Here is a 21,700-nt window from a genome sequence, read left to right on the forward strand (position 1 = left end):
GCCGGACCCCGTCCCTGTCGGAGCCACCACCGGAGGCATCATGAGCAGCACCACCCCAGCGCCCGTGACCGGGGGCGGCGGCCTGGCCGTCGAGGTCGAGGGCATCACCAAGAGGTTCCCGGGCGTCGTCGCCAACCGCGACGTCACCTTCGGTGTCCGCCGCGGCACCGTCCACGCCATCGTCGGGGAGAACGGCGCCGGCAAGTCGACGCTGATGAAGATGCTCTACGGGGTGCAGAAGCCCGACGAGGGCACGATCCGCATCAACGGCGAACCCGTGACGATGTCCAGCCCGTCCGAGGCGATCAAGCACGGCGTGGGCATGGTCTTCCAGCACTTCATGCTCGCGGACAACCTCACGGTGACCGAGAACGTCGTCCTCGGCGCCGAGCGTCTGCACGGCATCCGGGGCGGGGCGCGGGCCGAGATCACCCGCATCTCCGACGAGTACGGCCTCGACATCGACCCCGACGCCCTCGTCGCCGACCTCGGCGTCGGGGCGCGCCAGCGCGTCGAGATCCTCAAGGTGCTCTACCGGGGGGCCCGCACGATCATCCTCGACGAGCCGACCGCCGTGCTCGTGCCCCAGGAGGTCGAGGAGCTCTTCGACAACCTGCGTGAGCTGAAGCGCGAGGGCATCACCGTCCTGTTCATCTCGCACAAGCTGGACGAGGTGCTCTCCGTCGCCGACGCGGTCACCGTGATCCGCCGCGGGACGACGGTCGACACCGTCGACCCGGCCGGCGTCACCGCGCGCCAGCTCGCCGAGCTCATGGTCGGCTCGGAGCTGCCGACCCCGCAGACCGAGGAGTCGACGGTCACCGACCGGGTCGTGCTCTCGATGCGGGAGATCACCCTGCGGGGCCACGGTCGCGACCTGCTGCAGGACATCACGCTGGACATCCATGCGGGGGAGGTCCTGGGCATCGCCGGGGTCGAGGGCAACGGCCAGGCCGAGCTCGTCGAGGTCCTCATGGGCATGCTCGAGCCGACCTCCGGCACCGTCCACCTCGAGGGCACCGACATCTCGGACTGGGACGTGCGCGCCATCCGCGAGGCGGGCGTCGGCTACATCCCGGAGGACCGCCACCGCCAAGGGTTGCTCCTCGACGCCCCGCTGTGGGAGAACCGCATGCTGGGCCACCAGACGGAGGCGCCGTCCTCGAGACGTGGGCTGCTCACCCCTTCGGCCGCGAAGGCGGACACCGAGCGGATCGTGCGCGAGTACGACGTGCGCACCCCGGGCATCGACGTGACCGTCGGCTCGCTGTCCGGCGGCAACCAGCAGAAGCTCATCGTCGGCCGCGAGATGAGCCACCACCCCAAGGTGCTCGTCGCGAGCCACCCGACCCGAGGCGTCGACGTCGGCGCGCAGGCTGCCATCTGGGACCTCGTCCGCGACGCGCGGCGCGAGGGGCTCGCCGTGCTGCTCGTCAGCGCCGACCTCGAGGAGCTCATCGGGCTCTCCGACACGATCAAGGTCATCCTGCGGGGGCGGATCACCGGTGAGTTCGACCCCGACACCGTGACCAGCCAGGAGCTCGGCAGCGCGATGACCGGCGCCGGTAAGGACGCATCATGAAGCTCGACCCGCGCCGCCTGGCGCTCACCCTCGCGGCCCCGGTGCTCGCCGTCGTCGTGGCCTTCGTCGTCACCTCGCTCGTGCTCGTCGCGGTGGGCGACCCGGTCGGCAAGGTGTGGGCGACGCTGCTGTCCGAACCCAAGCCCCGCACCATCGTCAACATCGTCAACAGCGGGATCACCTACTACATCGCCGCCGTCGCCGTCGCGGTCGGCTTCAAGATGAAGCTGTTCAACATCGGCGTCGACGGCCAGTACCGCATCGCCACCTTCGCCGCGGCGCTCGTCGCCGGCAACGGCTGGCTGCCCGGGCCGCTCAACATCGTCCTGGCCCTGCTCGTCGCGATGCTCGTCGGGGGTCTCTGGGCCGGTATCGCCGGCTGGCTCAAGGTCCGCCGCGGCGTCTCCGAGGTCATCTCGACGATCATGCTCAACGCGATCTCCGGCGGCCTCGTCGCGTGGGGCCTGCGCTCGTGGGGACAGCGCGCCGAGGGCAGCAACACCCGCAGCACGCAGGAGATCCCGGCCTCGAGCCAGCTCGAGGGACTCGGGCTCGTCCCGGGCGCGACGGGCAAGGTCTACACCCTGCTCCTCCTCGCGGTCCTCCTCGGCATCGGCTACTGGTTCGTCATCAACCGCACCCGCTTCGGCTTCGACGTGCGCGCGACCGGTGAGTCCGAGTCGGCCGCGGTCGCGAGCGGCGTGAAGGTCCCGCGGATGGTCCTCGTCGCGATGATCGCCTCGGGTGCCGTCGCCGGCCTCATCGGCATGCCGGGCTTCTTCGGCGCCGACCACAGCTACGGCATGAACTTCCAGTCGGGCGTCGGCTTCATCGGCATCGGCGTCGCCCTCCTCGGCCGCAACCACCCGATCGGCATCGCCTTCGCGGCCTTGCTGTGGTCGTGGCTGGAGAAGGCGAGCGACGGGCTGCAGCTGCGCGCCGACGTCTCGCCCGCGCTCGTCTTCATCATCCAGGGCGTCATCCTCCTGGCGGTCGTCATCGCCTACGAGGTCGTCCACCGCATCGAGCAGCGCATGGAGCAGCGGCACGTCGCCCGTCAGCTCGATGCCACGACGGAAGGAGCCCCGGCATGACCCTCAGCGTCGGGACCGAGACCGAGGTCGAGCCCGCCCGGCCCTCTCGCCGGGTGCCCTTCTGGTTCTGGCCGCTGGCCCTCGCCGGCTTCATCGTCGTGCTCTCGACGATCCGCGTCGTCACCGGGCAGGGCGACATCGCCTCGTCCGGCACCCTGAGCGCCGCCCTCGCCTGGGCCATGCCCCTGGCCCTCGCCGGCCTCGGTGGTCTGTGGTCGGAGCGGGCCGGCGTCATCAACATCGGGCTCGAGGGGATGATGGTCCTCGGCACGTGGGGCGCTGCCTTCGGGGCGATCCACGCCGGTCCGTGGGGCGGCGTGCTCGGTGCGCTCGTCTGCGGTGCGCTCGGTGGCCTGGTCCACGCCCTCGCGACCGTCACCTTCGGCGTCGACCACATCGTCTCCGGTGTGGCCCTGAACATCGTCGCCGTCGGTGTCGCGAGCTACCTCGCGGCGCGCTTCTTCGGCCAGGTCGAGGGCGGCAGCGACGTCCAGTCGCCGCAGCTGCCCGGGCTGCCGAAGCTGGGGATCCCCGGCATCTCGGAGCCGCTGGCCAGCGTCGAGGCCAAGGGCTGGTTCTTCGTCTCCGAGGTGGCCGCCGTGCTGCGCGCCGCGACGACGGGCCTGTCCGCCCTCACCGTCATCGCCCTGCTGCTGATCGCCGGGACGTGGTACGTCCTGTGGCGCACCCCCTTCGGCCTGCGGGTGCGCAGCTGTGGTGAGTCGCCGGTGGCCGCCGAGACGCTCGGCGTCAACGTCTACCTCTACAAGTACATCGCCGTCGTCGCCTCGGGCGGCCTCGCCGGGCTCGGTGGTGGCTTCCTCGCGATGGTCGCCTCCGACGCCTACCGCGAGGGCCAGACCGGCGGCCGGGGCTACATCGGTCTCGCCGCGATGATCTTCGGCAACTGGCGCCCGGGTGGCGTGCTCATGGGCTCGGGCCTCTTCGGCTACATGGACGCGCTCCAGCTGCGCGGCGGCGGCGCCGCGCTGCACGCGCTGCTGCTCCTCGTCGCGCTCGTCCTCCTCGGCATCGGTCTGTGGCAGGTCCTGCGCCGCCGAGCGTTCGTGCAGGGGACCTTCGCGGTCGTGGCGGGCCTCGTCGTCGTCGTCTACTGGGCCCTCAGCGACACCGTCCCGGGCGAGATCACCCCCTTCGCCCCGCACCTGACGACCCTGCTCGTGCTCGCCTTCGCCAGCCAACGGCTGCGGATGCCCGCGGCCGACGGCAAGGTCTACCGCAGGGGAGAGGGCCACTGACATGGAGGTCACGGACGCCGACTGGGAGCGCGTGCGGGTGACCGCGGTCGAGGCCATGGAGCGGGCGTACGCGCCCTACTCCCACTTCCCGGTCGGCGTCGCCGGCCTCGCCGACGACGGGCGGCTGGTGAGCGGCTGCAACGTCGAGAACGCGTCGTACGCCGTCGGGCTGTGCGCCGAGTGCGGTCTCGTGAGCGACCTCGTGCGCACCGGCGGCGGCCTGCTCGTCGCCGTGTGGTGCGTCGACGCACGCGGTGAGACCCTGATGCCGTGCGGCCGCTGCCGACAGCTCCTCTGGGAGCACGGTGGGCCGCAGTGCCGCATCCAGACCCCCGAGGGGGAGCTGACGATCGCCGACATCCTCCCGCAGGCCTTCGGCGCGCAGGACCTGACGAAGGGAGCACCGTGACCGAGCAGCACGACGTCGTCGACATCATCCGGACCAAGCGTGACCGGGGAGAGCTCACGGACGGGCAGATCGACTGGGTGATCGACGCCTACACCCGTGGGGTCGTCGCCGACGAGCAGATGTCGGCGCTGGCCATGGCGATCCTCCTCAACGGCATGACCCGCCCCGAGATCGCGCGCTGGACCGCGGCCATGATCGCGAGCGGGGAGCGGATGGACTTCGCCGCCCTGAGCCGCCCCACCTCGGACAAGCACTCGACCGGCGGCGTGGGTGACAAGATCACGCTGCCCCTGGCGCCGCTCGTCGCCGTCTTCGACGTCGCCGTCCCGCAGCTGTCCGGCCGCGGGCTCGGCCACACCGGCGGGACGCTCGACAAGCTGGAGTCCGTCCCCGGGTGGCGGGCCGACCTCACCAACGCCGAGATGCTCGCCCAGCTCGAGGACGTCGGTGCGGTCATCTGCGCCGCCGGCGCGGGCCTGGCCCCGGCTGACAAGAAGCTCTACGCGCTGCGGGATGTCACGGGGACCGTCGAGGCCATCCCGCTCATCGCCAGCTCGATCATGAGCAAGAAGATCGCCGAGGGCACCGGCTCGCTCGTCCTCGACGTCAAGGTCGGGTCCGGGGCCTTCATGAAGTCCCGTGAGGACGCCACCGAGCTCGCCCGCACGATGGTCGACCTCGGCACCGACGCGGGGGTCGACACCGTCGCGCTGATCACCGACATGTCCGTGCCGCTCGGACTGACCGCCGGCAACGCCCTCGAGGTGCGCGAGTCCGTCGAGGTCCTCTCGGGCGGGGGACCGGCCGACGTCGTCGACCTCACCGTCGCGCTCGCCGACGAGATGACCCGCGCCGCCGGCAAGGACGTCGGTACCGACGAGCTGCGCGCGGCCCTGGCCGACGGCCGGGCCATGGACGTGTGGCGTCGGATGATCTCCGCGCAGGGCGGCGACCCCGACGCCGAGCTCCCCACCGCCCGCGAGACCGAGACGATCACCGCGGACGCCGACGGCCACCTGGCCGAGCTCGACGCGATGTCCGTCGGGGTCGCGGCCTGGCGGCTGGGTGCCGGTCGCGCCCGCAAGGAGGACCCCGTGCAGGCCGGCGCCGGCGTGGAGCTGCACGCCCGCCCGGGGGACCGCGTCAGCGCCGGTCAGCCGCTCATGACGCTGCACACCGACACCCCGGAGCGCTTCGAGCGCGCCCGGCAGGCGCTCGAGGGCGGGTGGCGGATCACGCGGGAGGCGCCCCCTTCGTCCCCGATCGTGCTGGACCGCATCACCGCAGAGGAGCGCTGAGGTGCCCGAGCTCACCACCTCCCCGTCGATCATCGACGTCGCCGGCGGCATGGTCATCGCCGAGCACGTCGGTCGCGTCGCCATCTGCACACCGGCCCTCGGCCCCGGCACGCTGCACCGCGAGGACCAGGCATGAGCCTCGACGAGGCCGCCGTCCGGGCGCTGCCCAAGGTGGTGCTCCACGACCACCTCGACGGCGGCGTGCGGCCGCAGACCGTGCTCGACCTCGCCGACGAGGTCGGCCACGAGCTGCCGGTGGGCGGGTCCGACCGGACGGTCGAGGGCCTGGCCCGGTGGTTCCGCGAGTCCGCCGACTCGGGCTCGCTCGTGCGCTACCTCGAGACCTTCGCGCACACCGTGGGTGTCATGCAGACCGCCCCCGCGCTGCGCCGCGTCGCCCGCGAGAGCGTCCTCGACCTGGCCCGCGACGGGGTCGTCTACGCGGAGTCGCGCTACGCCCCCGAGCAGCACCTCGAGGGCGGGTTGAGCCTGACGGAGGTCGTCGAGGAGGTCGACGCCGGATTCCGCGAAGGGGAGGAGGCCGCGGCTGCCGAGGGCCACCCGATCGTCGTGCGGGGGCTGCTCACCGCGATGCGCCACGCGGCCAAGTCGCGCGAGATCGCCGAGCTGGCCGTGCGCTACCGCGACCGCGGGGTCGGGGGCTTCGACATCGCCGGCGCCGAGGCGGGCTACCCCCCGAGCCGGCACCTCGACGCCTTCGAGTACCTGCGCCGCGAGAACGCGCACTTCACGATCCACGCCGGGGAGGCCTTCGGGCTGCCGAGCATCTGGGAGGCGCTGCAGTGGTGCGGCGCCGACCGGCTCGGGCACGGGGTGCGCATCGTCGACGACATCGGCTTCCGCGGGGCGACCGTCACCGACGACCCCCTCGCCGCCAACGAGGCCGCGCGGGAGGACCCCTCGCAGCTGCGGCTCGGGCGGCTGGCGTCCTTCGTCCGGGACACCCGGGTGCCGCTCGAGATGTGCCCGCACAGCAATGTCCAGACCGGCGCCGCGCCGTCGATCGCCGCCCACCCCATCACCCTGCTCGCGCTGCTGCGCTACCGCGTCACCCTCAACACCGACAACCGGCTGATGTCGGACACGTCGATGACCAAGGAGATGACCGCGCTCGTCACCGAGGCGGGCTGGACGCTCGAGGACCTGCGCTGGGTGACGACCAACGCGATGAAGTCGGCCTTCCTCCCCTTCGACGAGCGGCTGGAGCTCATCGAGGGGACGATCAAGCCGGGCTACGCAGCGGCTGCCTCCCGACCCTGACCGGGTGGAGGTGTACGCGCCGGGGAAACCCCCGCGCGTACACCTCCACCGATTCGTCCCCAGGGGGCGAGCTCACGACGCGGGTACCCACAGCCCGGTGGTCCGCCGCCCTCGATCAGCTCCGAGCCGGTGTGCTGGGTCCGTGATCGAACGCATCAGGGCCGTGCACCGGGTCGCCGTGGCAGCGGCTGCTGCGCAGGACGGCGTCGCCTCCCGGCGGATGCTGCGAGCGGCGGGGATCGACCGCGACGAGGTGCGCGGCCACGTCCGTGCGGGTCGCTGGCGTGAGCACGGGCGATGGACCATCGCGGTCCACACGGGCGACCTGAGCCTGCTCGCCGAGCGCTGGCGCGCGGTCTGGGAGGTGGGCGAGCGCATCGCCGTGGTCGACGGCGTGAGCGCACTGCATCACAGGGGGCTCACGGGATTCGCCGAGCCGAGCATCCACGTCTCGGTGCCGCACACCGCGAGGACCCACCCCGTCGACGGGGTCGTGCTCCACAAGGTGCGGACGCGCCCTCGTCGCCATGTCAGCGCGACCGGTCTCCCGGTCGCGGCACCCGGGCCGGCGGCCGTGAGGGGAGCGCACTGGGCCCGCTCGGACCGACAGGCCGCGCTCATCATGGTGCTGCCCGTCCAGCAGGGGCTGGTCACGGGGGACCAGCTCGTCGTCGCCACCCGCGAGGTGCGCGGTCGCACCCGACGGAAGTTCATCAGGCTCGTCGCCGCCGACATCGCGGGTGGCGCCCAGGCGCTGAGCGAGCTCGACTTCGCCCGGATCTGCCGGATCCACGGACTGCCGGAGCCGCAGCGGCAGGTCGTCAGGCGCGGTCCCAGGGGCCGGATCTACCTCGACGTGCGATGGGCCTGCGGCCTCGTCGTCGAGATCGACGGAGCCGGCCACCGGTGGGGACTGGCGGTGAGCGACGACAACCTGCGGCACAATTTCGCGACGTTGGCCGGGGACACCGTGCTGCGGATCGACACGATCGGGCTGCGCACCCTAGAGGAGGACTTCATGGCCCAGGTCGTCACCGCGCACCGGCGTCTCACGAGTGGATGCTGACGCGCGGACGAAAGGTCAGCGCGTTCGCCTCCACCGAGGAGGGAGGGGTCAGTAGGTGGCGCTGGGGGCGGCGTCGGTGGTCCGGCCGGGGTCGGGGACGACCAGGCCGTCCGGACCGAGCTGCTCGGCCTCGGCGAGCAGGGCCGCGGTGCTCGAGGTGCCGATGCGCGTGACGCCCTCGGCGAGCATCGCCAGGAGGGTCGCGATGTCGCGGACGCCGCCGGAGGCCTTGACCTCCATGCGCTCGGGGGTGTGGGCGCGCATCAGCGCGACGTCGGCGAGGGTGGCGCCGCCTCCCGCGAACCCGGTGGCCGTCTTGGTGAAGTCCGCCCCGGCATCGGCGCTCGCCCGGCACGCGTCGACCTTCGCCCGCTCGTCCAGCAGCGCGGTCTCGAAGATGACCTTGACGATCGCGCCGGCCGCGTGCCCGACCTCGACGACGGCCGCGATGTCGTCACGCACCGCGGTGACGTCCCCGCCGCGCAGCCGGCCGATGTTGAGGACCATGTCGAGCTCGCTCGCACCGTCGGCGAGGGCCTGCCGCGACTCGGCGACCTTGGCGGCGGTCGACGTCGTGCCGTGGGGGAAGCCGATGACCGTGCACACCCGGGTCGGGCTGCCGACGACCTCGGCGACGGTCTCCCTGGCCAGGGCCACGTCGCTGGGCCGCACGCAGACGCTCCAGATGCGCTGCGCGGCGAGCTCGCGGACCGAGGTGGCGACCTCGTCGGGCGTCAGCTCCGGCTTGAGCAGCGCATGGTCGATGAGGTCGGCGACGTCCTGGACGGTGAGCGTGCTGCCGGCGGCGAAGGGGGGTCGCGTCATGCCCGCAAGCCTAGGTGGTGCCGTCGCGCCCGCCGTCCACCCAGCGCGAGCCCACCTCGCGCAGCCGGCCGGTGCCCGCGGTCAGCTCGGCCACGAGCGGGGGCAGCGTGTCCTGGTCGGTGGCGGCGACGCCGAGCCGCAGCGTCACCTCGGCGGCGTACCGGGCGCCGTGCACGCGGACGCCCCGGGCGCGCAGCTCGTTGTCGATCCGGCCGGCCTCGGCATGCGGGACGACGAGCTCGTGCTCGGTGACCAGCGTGCGGCGCAGGGTGCCGACGTCCGCCAGCCCGGCGCGCACGGAGTCGCCGTAGGCGCGGACCAAGCCACCGGTGCCGAGGAGCACACCACCGAACCAGCGGGTCACGACCGCGACGACGTCGGACACACCGTGCCCGAGGAGCACCTCGAGCATGGGCGCACCAGCGGTCCCCGAGGGTTCGCCGTCGTCGGACGAGCGCGTGGTCCCGCGCTCGGGCCCGAGGACGAAGGCAGAGCAGTGGTGCCGGGCGTCCCAGTGCTGCGTGCGCAGCCGCTCCACGACGGCCCGCGCCTCGTCCTGCGTCTCGACGCGCTCGAGCGTGCAGCGGAAACGGGACCGCCTGACCTCGATCTCGACCTCGCCGTCGTGGGCGATCGTCAGGTACGACGTCGTCGCCACCGCCGGGTCCTCAGGCGCAGCTCGGACGGTGCCCGGCCAGCAGCCGCTCGGCCTGCGACGGCGTGGCGCAGCGCGCGCCCAGCTCGACGTGACGAGCCACGACGCGCGGTTCCTCGCGCATGAGCACCAGGCCGCGGTGGACGAGCGTGAGCGGGGGCTTGCGGCGCTCCCTGAGGTCGCGCGCCAGGCGCAGGACGAAGGTCTTGAGCCGGTGGTGGCGGATGCACCACGCGGAGTGCAGCAGCCCGGCCGCGCGCAGCGCCGGGATGGCCTCCGCCGCGAAGATGCCCTCAGCGACGACGAGGTCGTGCGCGTGGGCGGTCACTGTGTGCGTGCCGGTGGCGCGCGAGACGCTGATGTCGTACACGGGCATCGATGCCTGGCCCGTCGTGAGCAGCCGGCGGAGGGAGGCGACCGCGGCGTCCTCGTCCCAGCTGGCCGGGTGGTCCCAGTCGACCATCCCGAGCTCCTCGCTGAGCGGCAGGTCCGGGGCGTCGGCGTCCTTGTAGAAGTCGTCCAGCCGCACGACGGGCCACCCGTGCCGGCGCCGGAGGCGACCGGCGAGCCGCGACTTGCCCGATCCGCTCGGCCCCGCGAGGACGACGATGCGGCCGGTCTCGGGGGCAGGGGTGGGCGTGGGCACGAAGGGAGAGTCTAGAGGGCGGTGAGGCCCTCCATCGCTGCCCGCACCCGGCCCAGGCGCTCCGCCGCGCGCTCGCGAGCCGCGCCGAGGTCCTCGGGCGCGGCTACCGGTTCGATGGCCTCGAGGTAGACCTTGAGCTTGGGCTCCGTCCCGGAGGGGCGCACGATGATCCGCGAGCCGTCCTCGAGCAGGTAGCGCAGGCCCTCGGTCGGCGGCAGCCGACCGTCCCCCAGCGCCAGGTCCTCGCTGCTCGTGACCGGTGAGCCGGCGACCTCCGTCGGTGGCGTCCGGCGCAGGCGCGCCATGAGCACGACGATGTCGGCGAGGTCGGTGACCCGGATGGAGAAGGCGTCCGTCGCGTGCACGCCGAGCTGGGTGTGCAGGTCGTCGAGGACCGACTGGAGGGTCCTGCCTTCGGCCTTGAGGATCGCGGCGAGCTCGGCGACGAGGAGAGCGGCCGAGACCCCGTCCTTGTCCCGGACGAGGTCGGGCGCGACGCAGTAGCCGAGCGCCTCCTCGTAGCCGTAGTGCAGGTCCTCGACGCGGGCGATCCACTTGAACCCCGTGAGCGTCTCCTCGTGGGCCACCCCGGACTGGCGGCACATCGCGGCGAGCAGCCGGGAGGAGACGATCGAGCTGGCCATGCGACGTCCCTCGGGCACCCCGCGCACGATGAGGTGGGAGGCGAGCAGCACGCCGAGCTCGTCACCGCGCAGCAGCCGCCACCCGCCGTCGACGCCGGCGTCCGGGACGGCCACCGCGCACCGGTCGGCGTCCGGGTCGTTGGCGATGACCAGGTCGGGCCCGCTCTCGCGGGCGGCGGCCAGGGCGGCGTCGAGCGCGCCGTCCTCCTCGGGGTTGGGGAAGGCCACCGTGGGGAAGTCCGGGTCGGGCGCGGCCTGGCTCGGGACCTGCTGGGGCGCAGCGAAACCCGCCCGGGTGAAGGCCGCCTGGACCGTGCCGTCGCCGACACCGTGCAGCGCGGTGTGCAGCACCCGCAGGTCGCGCGGGGTGTCCGGGGCGACGACTCCGGCGATCGCGTCGAGGTAGGCCTCGAGCACCTCGTCGCCGAGCACCTCCCACCCGCCCTCGGCGCGCGGGACGTCGGCGACGCTCGCCACCCGGTCGATCTGCGCGGCGATCTGCGCGTCGCTCGGCGGGACGATCTGGCGGCCGTCGCCGAGGTAGACCTTGTAGCCGTTGTCCTGCGGCGGGTTGTGGCTGGCCGTCACCATGACCCCGGCGTCGGCGCCGAGGTGACGGATCGCGAAGGCGAGCACCGGCGTCGGCAGCGGCTGCGGCAGGACCGCCGCCCGACCGCCCGCAGCCACGACCACGGCGGCCGTGTCGATGGCGAAGGCGTCGGAGTTGTGTCTCGCGTCCCGCCCGACGACGACGAAGGCGCCGTCTCCCAGGGTCTTCAGGTGGGCCACGAGGCCGGCGGCGGCGCGGATGACGACGGAGCGGTTCATCCGGTGCGGCCCGGCCCCCAGGGCGCCGCGCAGCCCGGCGGTGCCGAACTGCAGGAGACCGGCGAAGCGGCCGGTGAGGTCGGCGACGGCGACGGCGTCACCCCCTTCGGCCGCGGTGACCAGGTCCTGGAGCTCGGCGCGGGTGACCGGGTCGGGGTCGTCGGCCGCCCACTCCGCGGCCGCGACGAGCAGGTCGTCGGGCAGCTCGGTGGCGGAGTGGCGACCGGAGTACTCGCTCATCAGATGCGCCCCACGATGTCGGCGAGGAGGGTGCCGCAGCGCTCGGCGGCAGCCTGCCCGGCGGCGACGACCTCGTCGTGCGCCAGCGGCGTCTCGCTGATGCCGGCAGCGGCATTGGTGACCAGGGAGAGCGCGAGGACCTCGAGCCCGGCCTCGCGCGCGGCGATCGCCTCGAGCGTCGTGCTCATGCCGACGAGGTCGGCGCCGAGGATCCCGGCCATGCGCACCTCGGCCGGCGTCTCGTAGTGGGGCCCGCGGAACTGGGCGTAGACGCCTTCGTCGAGCTCGGGGTCGATCTCGCGGGCCAGCTCGCGCAGGCGGGGGGAGTAGAGGTCGGTGAGGTCGACGAAGTTGGCGCCCTCGATCGGCGAGGTCGCCGTGAGGTTGAGGTGGTCGCTGATGAGGACCGGCGTGCCGGGCCCCCACTCCGGCCGCAGGCCGCCGCACCCGTTGGTGAGGACGATCGCCCGGCAACCGGCCGCGGCCGCCGTGCGGACGGCGTGCACGACGGCGCGCACGCCCCGCCCTTCGTAGTAGTGGGTCCGGGTGCCGAAGACGAGCGCGCGACGACCCGAGGAGGCGATGTCGACGGAGCGCATCTGCCCGGAGTGGCCGGCGACGGCGGCGGTGGAGAAACCCGGCACCTGCGCCTGCTCGATCGTCGTGACCGTCTCGCCGACGAGGTCCGCGGTCTGGCCCCAGCCGGAGCCCAGCACGAGGGCGACGTCGTGGCGCTCGACACCGGTGCGGTCGGCGATGACGGCCGCCGCCTCACGGGCGAGGGCGAAGGGGTCCTGGCTGTGGGTCTGCTCGGTCACAGCCGCAATCTACAAGGGTGGTTGGATGGGTGGCGTGACACGAACCAGCTCAGTAGTGATCCTCGGTGGCGGACCCGGCGGCTACGAGGCGGCGCTCGTCGCGGCCCACCTCGGCGCCTCCGTCACCGTCGTCGACCGGGACGGCATCGGCGGGGCCGCGGTGCTCACCGACTGCGTCCCGAGCAAGACCCTCATCGCGACCGCCGACTACCTCGGTGGCATCGGGACCGCCGCCGAGCTCGGCGTCCACCTCGAGGACCCCGAGGGGGACGTCGCGACCGAGACCGTCGCGGAGCTGGGGGCCATCAACCAGCGCGTCCTGGATCTGGCCGCCGCGCAGTCCGCCGACATCAGCGCCCGCCTCGCCGAGGTGGGCGTGCGCGTGCTGCCCGGGACCGGCCGGCTCACCTCGCCGAGCACGGTCGAGGTCACCACCGGCACGGGCACCGAGACCGTCGAGGCCGACGTCGTGCTCCTCAGCACGGGGGCGAGCCCGCGGGTGCTGGCGGCCGCTCAGCCGGACGGCGAGCGGATCCTCACCTGGCAGCAGATCTACGCGCTGCCGGACATGCCGGAGCGGCTCATCGTCGTCGGCTCCGGTGTCACCGGCGCCGAGCTCGCCCAGGCCTACCTCGGCCTCGGCGCGGACGTCACGCTCGTCTCCTCGCGCGACCTCGTCCTGCCGGGCGAGGACCAGGACGCGGCCGCGGTCATCGAGGACGTCTTCCGCCGTCGCGGCATGACCGTGCTCAACCGCTCGCGGATGGCCTCGGCGCAGCGCCGCGGCGACGGCGTCGTCGTCACGCTCGAGGACGGCCGCGAGGTCGAGGGCAGCCACGTGCTCATCGCCGTCGGGGCCGTGCCCAACACCCGCGACATCGGCCTCGAGGAGGTCGGGGTCGAGCTGAGCGACTCAGGCCACGTCGTCACCGACCGGGTCTCGCGCACCTCGGTCCGCGGCATCTACGCGGCAGGGGACTGCACCGGAGTCTTCGCCCTCGCGTCGGTCGCGGCCATGCAGGGCCGCACGGCCATGGCGCACGCGCTGGGTGACGCGGTGGCCCCCCTTCGCCTCTCGGCCGTCTCGGCCAACGTCTTCACGGACCCGGAGATCGCGACGGTCGGGCTCACCGCTGCCGACGCCGCGGACAACCCCGACGTCGAGGCCGTGACGATGCCGCTCTCGCGCAACCCGCGCGCCAAGATGCTCGGGATCACCGAGGGCTTCGTCAAGCTCTTCGCCTACCGCGGCACCGGCACGGTCCTCGGTGGGGTCGTCGTGGCCCCGCGGGCCTCCGAGCTGATCTTCCCGGTCGCCATCGCGGTGCACAACCGCCTGTCGGTCGACCAGGTCGCCTCGACCTTCACCGTCTACCCCTCGCTCACGGGGACGCTCGCGGAGGCCGCGCGTCGTCTGCACCCCCGTCGCGAGGACTGATCCGCCGCTAGGGTCGAAGGGGGCCGACCGGCGGCTCCGTGACGAAGGAGCCGACCATGGGCAACACCCCGCAGCAGTTCAACGGTGGCGAGTACGTCGACAAGGCGCGGGATGCGGCGCGTGACCACCCGGACCAGGCGCGCAGCGCGATCGACAAGGTCCAGGACGCCGTGGACCAGCGCACCGGTGGCAGGTTCACGTCGATCATCGACACGGCCGGCGACTTCCTCGAGGACAGGATCGGGCTGCCGACCGAGCAGGAGACCGGGCCCGAGGGTCAGACCGACCCCAAGGGTCAGACCGACCCCGAGGGTCAGTCCGACCCGACGGGCTGCGGCAAGCTGCCCGGCTGAGCCGCCGCGACCAGCTGCAGGTCGAGGGTGATGGAGCGTCCTCCGACGGCGATGAGCCGGCTCGCGGTGGCGCCCGACGCGCGGTCGACCGCGGTCAGGTCGTAGCCCCCTTCGCGCGGCAGGGGGAGCGCGTAGCTGCCGTCCGCGTCCGTGCGCACCCACGAGACCGAGCCACCCGTGCGACGGGTGATGACCACCGACGCGTCCGCGGCCGCGTGCCCCTGCTCGTCGGTGACCCGCCCGGAGACGGTGAGCCGTTCCCCGACGACGAAGGGGGCGAGCGTCCGGTCCTCGGAGAGGTCCGGGTACGCCGAGACGGGCGCCCACCCGATGGCCGAGACGACGAAGAGGTGGCGCATCCGGCCGCCGGTGGCGACGCTGAAGTCGCCCGCCGAGTCCGTGTGCGCCCAGTCCATGTGGCTGCCGCGCCCCCCGAGGACGGTGACGATCGCGCCGGGCACCCCACGGCCCTGCGGGTCCACGACCCGGCCCCGGACGACGTGGTCGACGGTGAGCCGCTCGGTCGACTGGGTCTCGCCCTCCGCGACCCGCCGGCGCAGGAAGGGGACGATGACGCCCGTCGAGACGGCCGCGGCGCTGGCGGCGAGGACGAACATCAGCTGCAGCGCGCCGAAGCTCGGGTGCCCCTGCGTCGCCGCCGAGACGCTCGCGGCGAGCACGGCGGCGGTGACCGCGCTGGCGCTCGAGGTGCCCACGGAGCGGAGCAGGGTGTTCAGGCCGTTGGCCGCCGCCGTCTCGGTGACGGGGACCGAGCGCATGATGAGCGTCGGCAGCGCCGAGTAGGCCAGGGCGGTGCCGATGGTCACCGTGATCGTGCCGAGGACGACGAGGGTGACCGTGCCGCTCAGCGGGATGCGGGCGAGGTAGGAGATCGTCATGATCGCGCCGCCGAGGCCGATGGCCAGCTCGGGGCCGAAGCGGCGGGTGACCCACCCCGACAGCGGCGCGAGGAGTCCGAAGGCCGCGGCCGACGGGGCCATCCACAGCCCGGCGTGGAGTGCGTCCAGGCCCAGGCCGTACCCGGTGCTCGTGGGGGTCTGCAGCAGCTGCGTCGAGACGAGCATGTTGACGAACATCGCGAACCCCATGAAGACCGAGATGGCGTTGGCCGCCATGACGACCGGCTGCGCGGCGGTGCGGATGTCGACGAGGGGGTTCGGGATGCGCAGCTCGAGCGGTACGAAGACCGCGAGCAGCGCGACCCCCGCGGCGACGGACGTGAGGGTTCGGGCGTCGGTCCAGCCCCAGTCCGAGCCCTTGGAGACCGCGAGGAGCAGCAGGACGAGGGCGAGGCTGAGCAGCACGGCGCCCCGGTGGTCGAAGGCGCCGGCGGTGCGCACGCTCGACTCCGTGACGGTGACGAGCACCAGCGCCAGCATGACGAGCGCGAGCACGCCCGGCAGCCACAGCACGACGTGCCAGTCGAAGGCCTCGGCGAGGTAGCCGCCGAGGGGCAGGCCGACGCCGGCACCGATGGCCAGGGTCGCGCTCATCAGGGCCACGGCCAGGGGCACGCGGTCGGGGTCGAGCTCGTCGCGCATCGTCGCGATCCCGACCGGCACGAGTGCCATGCCCATGCCCTGCAGGGCACGGGCGAGGAGCAGGAGCGGGAGGGTGGTGGCGAAGGCGCCCACGAGCGCCCCGAGGGCGACGATCGCCAGGGTCACGAGGATCATCCGCCGCTTGCCGTACATGTCGGCCATGCGGGAGATGACCGGGGTCGCGACGGCGCCGGCGACGAGGGTCGCGGTCACCATCCACGAGGCATTGCCGGTGCTGGTGCCGATGAGGGCGGGCAGCTCGGGGACGAGCGGCAGCACCATCGTCTGCTGGAGCGAGACGACGGTGCCGCACAGCGCGAGGACGGCGATGACGAGGCCGCCCCCGGTACGCCGCGAGGGCGTGCCGGGGGCGGCGTCGAGGCTCGTGGGGGAGGCGCTCATCAGTCCTTGATCTCGGCGATGACCGCGCCGTTGCTGACCGTGGCCCCGACCTCGGCGGCCAGGCCGGTGATGGTGCCGGCCCGGTGCGCGGTGATCGGCTGCTCCATCTTCATCGCCTCGAGGACGACGACCAGGTCGCCCTCGGCCACCTGCTGGCCCTCCTCGACGGCGATCTTGACGATGGTGCCCTGCATCGGCGCGGTGAGGCTGTCGCCGGAGGCCGCGGCGCCGCCGCCACCCCCGCCGGAGCGCTTCGGGGCCTTCTTCTTGGCCGCGGCACCTCCGCCACCACCGAGCGAGAGTCCACCGGGCAGGACGACCTCGAGGCGCTGGCCGCCGACCTCGACGGTGATCTTCTGGCGCTCGCCCTCGTCCGCTGCCTCGCCGACCTCGCCGCCGTAGGGGGCGATCTGGTTGTCGAACTCGGTCTCGATCCAGCGGGTGTGGACGCTGAAGGGGGCGTCACCCTCCGGCGCGAAGGCCGGGTCGGAGACGATCGCCCGGTGGAAGGGGACCACCGTCGGCATGCCGTCGACGACGAGCTCGGCCAGGGCGCGGCGCGAGCGCTCGAGGGCCTGCTGGCGCGTCGCGCCGGAGACGATGAGCTTGGCGATCATCGAGTCGAAGGCGCCGGCGACGGTGTCGCCCTCCTCGATGCCGGCGTCCCAGCGGACACCCGGGCCGTGGGGCACGCGCATCTTGGTGACGGTGCCGGGGGCCGGCATGAAGTTGCGGCCGGCGTCCTCGCCGTTGATGCGGAACTCGAAGGAGTGACCGCGGGCGACCGGGTCGTCGTAGCCGAGCTCCTCGCCGTCGGCGATGCGCAGCATCTCGCGGACGAGGTCGATGCCGGTGACCTCCTCGGTCACGGGGTGCTCGACCTGCAGGCGGGTGTTGACCTCGAGGAAGGAGATCGTGCCGTCCTGGGCGACGAGGTACTCGCAGGTGCCGGCGCCGACGTACCCGGCCTCCTTGAGGATCGCCTTGGACGCGCGGACGAGCTCGGCGTGCTGCTCCTCGGTGAGGAAGGGGGCGGGTGCCTCCTCGACGAGCTTTTGGTTGCGGCGCTGCAGGGAGCAGTCACGCGTGGAGACGACGACGACGTTGCCGTGCTGGTCGGCGAGGCACTGGGTCTCGACGTGGCGGGGCTTGTCGAGGAACTTCTCCACGAGGCACTCGCCGCGGCCGAAGGCCGTGACGGCCTCGCGGACGGCGGAGTCGTAGAGCTCGGGGATCTCCTCCATGGTGTGGGCAACCTTGAGGCCGCGGCCGCCGCCGCCGTAGACGGCCTTGATGGCGATCGGCAGGCCGAACTCCTGCGCCAGGGCGATGACCTCGTCGGCGTCCTTGACCGGGTCGTTGGTGCCGGGGGCCAGCGGGGCGTGGGCCTTGACGGCGATGTGCTTGGCCTTGGCCTTGTCGCCGAGCGCGTCGATGGCCTGCGGGCTCGGCCCGATCCAGACCAGCCCGGCGTCGAGGACGGCCTGGGCGAAGTCGGCGTTCTCCGCGAGGAAGCCGTAGCCCGGGTGGACCGCGTCGGCACCGGCGTCCTTGGCGACCTGGAGGAGCTTGTCCTGGAGCAGGTAGCTGTCGGCGGGGGTCTGCCCACCGAGGGCGTACGCCTCGTCGGCGACCTTGACGTGCAAGGCGTCACGGTCGGGCTCGGCGTAGACGGCGACGGAGCCGATGCCTGCGTCGGCGCAGGCACGGGCGATGCGGACGGCGATCTCGCCGCGGTTCGCGATGAGGACTTTGCTGATGGCCATGCGTCGCAGACTACTGCGTGCCCCAGCCCCTCGATGACCCGACCGCATCGTGGCCCGCGCCACCTTTTCCCTCCGCCGCGAGGCCGTGACGGAGGGTGCGTGGCTCACCTCGTCGACGAGCCGCGGCCCGGCGCGCAGGCGGTCGGCACGGGGTAGAGCGCCCGGATCTCCTCGGCGCGGGAGCGGGCGAGGTTCCAGCCCGGCAGGCTCTGCTCGTCGCCCGCGCCGTGGACCTGGTGCTGCGAGAGGATGCAGGTCTTCAGCTGCGCCGGGAGCGAGCTGGTGTGGATGGCCGGCACGGCGTCGCCCGGCAGGCTGCTCAGGTACTCGGTGTCGAGCCTGCCGGTCTCCTCCCACCGCTGGATGTTGTGCTCGGCCACCCGGGCACTGGTGTTGCCGACCGTGCCGACGATCGTCAGGGCCGCGGCCGTGACGAGCACCGCCCGACCGACCCATCGGCGGGACGGCGTGAAGAGCGAGACGAGGACCGCGAGCACGACGAGCCCGAGCCAGATCTCGAAGAGGTCGGCGTTGACGCGCAGCGTCGTGTACCCGTACGCGTCCTGGTAGAGCGCCATCCGGCGCAGGGCGGAGGCGACGACGAGCAGCGTGAGGACGCACAGCGCCGCGTTCATCGCCCGCATGACCGTGCGGTCGCGGTCTGTGCTCGTGCGTCCCAGGGTGCGCACCCCCGCGACGAGGAGCAGGACGAGCGCGGTGGCGAGCGTCAGCTGCCCGAAGCCCTGGCGGGCCGACTCGGCGTAGGTCACCCCTGCGGTTCGCAGGACGTAGTCGTGCCCGCCGACGACCGCGGCGGCCTGCGCGACGACGAAGGCGACGAAGATCGCGATGACGACACCGAGGGGGACCTGCCACTCGCGCTCTGGGATGCGCGGCGAGGGCCTCGCGCCGTCGACGACGGGCGGGTTGATCGCGAGGTAGAGGCCCGCGAGGGTCACCCCGGCGAAGAAGACGAGCACGAAGACGCGCAGGACGGCCATGTCGCTGATCTCGGGGACGAGCGCCGAGGTCCAGGACCCGAGGACGGCGTCGGCGGAGGCGAGCAGCCCACCGAAGACGAGGAGCAGGACGAGGCTCACGGCGCCGGTACGCAGGATCGACCACGCGCTGCCCCGGCGGGCCAGGATCCGAATCGTCCGGTCGAGCAGCGGCAGACCGCGCAGCGCGGAGAGCGGCCAGGCGATGACCGAGGCCGCGATGCCCGCGACGGTGCGTGCGTCGGTGCACGCGGTGGCGGCGAGCACGCCGGCGACGGCGACCGCGAAGAAGCTCGTCGCCGGGTCGTCGCGCAGCACCGTCGTGAGGCCGAGCGGCAGCGCGAGCGCCGCCGTGCACCACGACCAGGGCGCGGCGCGACGCGGCGAGGCGAACCACAGCGCCGCGCCGCCGGCGGTGAGCACGACGAGCAGGCCGAGCCCGATCGCGTTGCCCGGCAGGAGGACCGCGGCGAGCAGCCCGACGGCGAGCGCGGCGAGCAGCAGCCGGGGCCGACCCTCGCTCGTGCGCTCCGGCCACCACCGCGCCAGCGAGAGGGAAGGGGGTGCCGCACCCGCCCCCTGCCCTTCGAGACGCTCGCCCGCTGCGCGGACTCCCTCCTCAGGAACCGGAGGCGCGCTCGCGCCGTCTCGAAGGGGCGTGGTGGGCACGGGCTGGGCGGTCATGGCGGTCTCCTGGGTGGTGAGCGGGGCGGGCGAGGGGGAGGGACGTGGCGGGACGAGCGGGAGCGTCATCTGGATCCGCGCTCCGGCACCCGTGCCGACCGTGCGGATGCTGCCTCCGTGCATCGACGCGACCCACGCGGCGATGGCCAGGCCGAGGCCGGTGCCACCCCCTTCGTCCCCGCCGGGACCGAAGCGGTGGAAGAGGCGCTCGGCGCGCTCGGGCGAGAGCCCCGGACCCTCGTCGGCGACGGTGAGCTGCCAGCGCTCGGCGTCGGCGCGGGCGGTGAGGGTGACGGTGCCGCCGGCGGGGCTGTGCCGGACGGCGTTGTCGAGGAGGTTGGCGGTCACCTGGGCGAGCCGGGCACGGTCGCCGGTGACGGTGAGGTCGGAGGGCTCGACGTCGGCGACGAGCGTGAGCTCGCGGCCCTGGAGGCGGGCCTCGTCCATGGCCTCGTCGAGGAGCTCGAGGACGCGAATACGGCTGGGGGACAACGGGATCCCGCGGCCGTCGGGGCGGGAGAGGTCGAGCAGGTCGGTGACGAGGGCACCGAGCCGCTCGGACTGCGCGAGCGCTGCGCCGAGGGTCGTGTCGTCGGGGGCGACGACGCCGTCGACGAGGTTCTCCAGCAGGGCCTGCTGGGCGCTGAGGGGCGTGCGCAGCTCGTGGGCGACCGTCGCGACGAGGCGTCGCCGGTGCTCCTCGGCCTCGCGCAGCTCGCCCGCCATCGAGCTGAAGGCCCGCGCGAGGCTCCCCACCTCGTCCTGCCCGCTCGTCGTGATCTGTGCGTCGTAGTCGCCGCGCGCCATCCGCTGCGCGGCCTCGGTCATCTGGAGCAGCGGCGTCGTCATCCCGGTGGCGAGCCAGCGGGTGATGACGAGCGCCACGCCGATCGTCGCCGGCAGGCCGAGCCAGAGCGGGACCCCGGCGTCGGTCCCGATCGTGCCGACGACGGCCGCGACGACGATGCTGGCGCCGACGAGCACGGCGAGGCGGGTCCGGATCGAGGTCAGCTCCAGCAGGGGAGCGGAGCGGCTCATCGACCCGTCCCGTCGTCGAGGGCGTAGCCGACGCCGTGGACGGTACGGATGCGGTGGCTGCCGACCTTGGCGCGCAGCGACTTGACGTGGCTGTCCAGGCTGCCGCGACCCAGGCTCTCGTCCCAGCCCCACAGGTCGGCGACGATCCGCTCGCGGCGCGCGACCGAGCCGGGTTCGCGGGCGAGGAGGGCGAGGAGGTCGAATTCGGTCGGTGTCAGGTGCACGGCGAGCCCCTCGACGGTGCAGCGCCGGGTGCGTGCGTCGAGCACGAGGCCGTCGAGGGTCACCGGCCCGGCGTCGCGCGAGAGCTCCGCGGCACGCTCGATGCGGCGCAGCAGCGCGCGGACCCGGGCGACGACCTCGCGCATGCGGAAGGGCTTGGTGAGGTAGTCGTCGGCGCCGACACCGAGCCCGACGAGGATGTCGCTCTCGTCGTCGCGGGCGGTGAGCATCAGCACCGGCACCGGGCGCTCGGCCTGGATCCGGCGGCACACCTCCAGCCCGTCGAAGCCCGGCAGCATGAGGTCGAGGACGACCACCTCGGGGTGGTGCTCGGCGTGGGCCGCCACCGCCCCCGGCCCGTCGTGGGCCTGCGACACCTCGAAGCCCTCCGCGACGAACCGGTCGGTCAGCGCCTGGTTGATCGTCGGGTCGTCCTCGACGACGAGGACCCGTCGCGGCGCGTGGGTGGAGGTCATGGGTTCAGGCTAGGCAGCCCGATTGGTGGATCCCGGGGACGACGTGTGGAGATTGTCTGCAGATCCGGGAGTCCGCATTCCCCTAGGGCAATGCGGGTTCAGGGCGAAGGGGGGGG

19 protein-coding genes are annotated in these 21,700 nt (G+C 73.3%); 10 read left to right on the top strand and 9 right to left on the bottom strand.

Going from position 1 to position 21,700, the window contains the following annotated elements:
- The first annotated feature begins 40 nt into the window (after positions 1–40).
- The 8 genes from JT1_RS01645 to JT1_RS01675 all read left to right on the top strand — a co-directional run bounded on the left by JT1_RS01645 (position 41) and on the right by JT1_RS01675 (position 7,989).
- Positions 41–1,582 carry an ABC transporter ATP-binding protein gene (locus tag JT1_RS01645; RefSeq protein ID WP_068321946.1) on the top strand — a complete coding sequence of 514 codons (1,542 nt, stop codon included), beginning with the start codon at positions 41–43 and terminating at the stop codon, positions 1,580–1,582.
- Complete coding sequence (locus JT1_RS01650) at positions 1,579–2,676, top strand: ABC transporter permease (RefSeq protein ID WP_068321949.1); 1,098 nt, start codon at positions 1,579–1,581, stop codon at positions 2,674–2,676. Before JT1_RS01645 ends, JT1_RS01650 begins: the two co-directional genes overlap by 4 nt.
- Positions 2,673–3,935, top strand: a complete 1,263-nt coding sequence (locus JT1_RS01655; protein WP_068321951.1) for an ABC transporter permease — start codon at positions 2,673–2,675, stop codon at positions 3,933–3,935. The genes JT1_RS01650 and JT1_RS01655 overlap by 4 nt, the downstream gene beginning before the upstream one ends.
- A 1-nt stretch (position 3,936) precedes the next feature.
- Entirely contained in the window at positions 3,937–4,344 is a 408-nt protein-coding gene (locus JT1_RS01660) for a cytidine deaminase (RefSeq protein WP_068321954.1), read from the top strand.
- Positions 4,341–5,642 (top strand): thymidine phosphorylase, encoded by a 1,302-nt coding sequence (locus tag JT1_RS01665; RefSeq protein WP_068321956.1) that lies wholly within the window; start codon positions 4,341–4,343, stop codon positions 5,640–5,642. The genes JT1_RS01660 and JT1_RS01665 overlap by 4 nt, the downstream gene beginning before the upstream one ends.
- Position 5,643: 1 nt before the next feature.
- Entirely contained in the window at positions 5,644–5,778 is a 135-nt protein-coding gene (locus JT1_RS18795) for a hypothetical protein (RefSeq protein WP_255218222.1), read from the top strand.
- Positions 5,775–6,923, top strand: a complete 1,149-nt coding sequence (locus JT1_RS01670; RefSeq protein WP_068321959.1) for an adenosine deaminase — start codon at positions 5,775–5,777, stop codon at positions 6,921–6,923. Before JT1_RS18795 ends, JT1_RS01670 begins: the two co-directional genes overlap by 4 nt.
- Before the next feature lie 142 nt (positions 6,924–7,065).
- Complete coding sequence (locus JT1_RS01675) at positions 7,066–7,989, top strand: hypothetical protein (protein ID WP_068321961.1); 924 nt, start codon at positions 7,066–7,068, stop codon at positions 7,987–7,989.
- Between the two features lie 48 nt (positions 7,990–8,037).
- Here the strand turns inward: JT1_RS01675 and deoC are convergent, their stop codons facing one another.
- Genes deoC through JT1_RS01700 form a run of 5 tightly spaced genes read right to left on the bottom strand, consistent with a single transcriptional unit; the run spans position 8,038 to position 12,645 of the window.
- Complete coding sequence (gene deoC, locus JT1_RS01680; protein ID WP_068321964.1) at positions 8,038–8,814, bottom strand: deoxyribose-phosphate aldolase; 777 nt, start codon at positions 8,812–8,814, stop codon at positions 8,038–8,040.
- 10 nt (positions 8,815–8,824) lie between these two features.
- Complete coding sequence (locus JT1_RS01685; RefSeq protein ID WP_068321967.1) at positions 8,825–9,472, bottom strand: YigZ family protein; 648 nt, start codon at positions 9,470–9,472, stop codon at positions 8,825–8,827.
- Between the two features lie 10 nt (positions 9,473–9,482).
- Positions 9,483–10,115 carry a uridine kinase family protein gene (locus JT1_RS01690; protein WP_068321970.1) on the bottom strand — a complete coding sequence of 211 codons (633 nt, stop codon included), beginning with the start codon at positions 10,113–10,115 and terminating at the stop codon, positions 9,483–9,485.
- Between the two features lie 11 nt (positions 10,116–10,126).
- Positions 10,127–11,827: a phospho-sugar mutase gene (locus JT1_RS01695; protein ID WP_068321973.1), complete on the bottom strand. Its 1,701-nt coding sequence runs from the start codon at positions 11,825–11,827 to the stop codon at positions 10,127–10,129.
- Positions 11,827–12,645: a purine-nucleoside phosphorylase gene (locus JT1_RS01700; protein ID WP_068321976.1), complete on the bottom strand. Its 819-nt coding sequence runs from the start codon at positions 12,643–12,645 to the stop codon at positions 11,827–11,829. Before JT1_RS01700 ends, JT1_RS01695 begins: the two co-directional genes overlap by 1 nt.
- Before the next feature lie 25 nt (positions 12,646–12,670).
- Between JT1_RS01700 and JT1_RS01705 the strand changes: the two genes are divergently transcribed.
- Positions 12,671–14,083 carry an NAD(P)H-quinone dehydrogenase gene (locus JT1_RS01705; protein ID WP_068321979.1) on the top strand — a complete coding sequence of 471 codons (1,413 nt, stop codon included), beginning with the start codon at positions 12,671–12,673 and terminating at the stop codon, positions 14,081–14,083.
- Positions 14,084–14,139: 56 nt separating this feature from the next.
- Positions 14,140–14,436: an antitoxin gene (locus JT1_RS01710; protein WP_068321982.1), complete on the top strand. Its 297-nt coding sequence runs from the start codon at positions 14,140–14,142 to the stop codon at positions 14,434–14,436.
- Here JT1_RS01710 and JT1_RS01715 read toward each other — a convergent pair.
- From JT1_RS01715 to JT1_RS01730, 4 genes are all read right to left on the bottom strand, one after another.
- A complete protein-coding gene (locus JT1_RS01715) occupies positions 14,397–16,400 on the bottom strand; it encodes an MFS transporter (RefSeq protein WP_082807394.1) in 2,004 nt (667 codons plus the stop codon). The two genes, JT1_RS01710 and JT1_RS01715, sit on opposite strands and share 40 nt — an antisense overlap.
- Positions 16,400–18,166, bottom strand: coding sequence for an acetyl/propionyl/methylcrotonyl-CoA carboxylase subunit alpha (locus tag JT1_RS01720; protein ID WP_068321985.1), 1,767 nt, complete (start codon positions 18,164–18,166; stop codon positions 16,400–16,402). Before JT1_RS01720 ends, JT1_RS01715 begins: the two co-directional genes overlap by 1 nt.
- Positions 18,167–18,270: 104 nt before the next feature.
- Positions 18,271–20,886 (bottom strand): DUF4153 domain-containing protein, encoded by a 2,616-nt coding sequence (locus JT1_RS01725; protein WP_068321991.1) that lies wholly within the window; start codon positions 20,884–20,886, stop codon positions 18,271–18,273.
- Entirely contained in the window at positions 20,883–21,584 is a 702-nt protein-coding gene (locus JT1_RS01730) for a response regulator transcription factor (RefSeq protein ID WP_068321994.1), read from the bottom strand. The genes JT1_RS01725 and JT1_RS01730 overlap by 4 nt, the downstream gene beginning before the upstream one ends.
- Positions 21,585–21,700 lie beyond the last annotated feature (116 nt).

It is taken from the genome of Janibacter terrae NBRC 107853 (assembly GCF_001591405.1).
GTDB lineage: Bacteria > Actinomycetota > Actinomycetes > Actinomycetales > Dermatophilaceae > Janibacter > Janibacter terrae.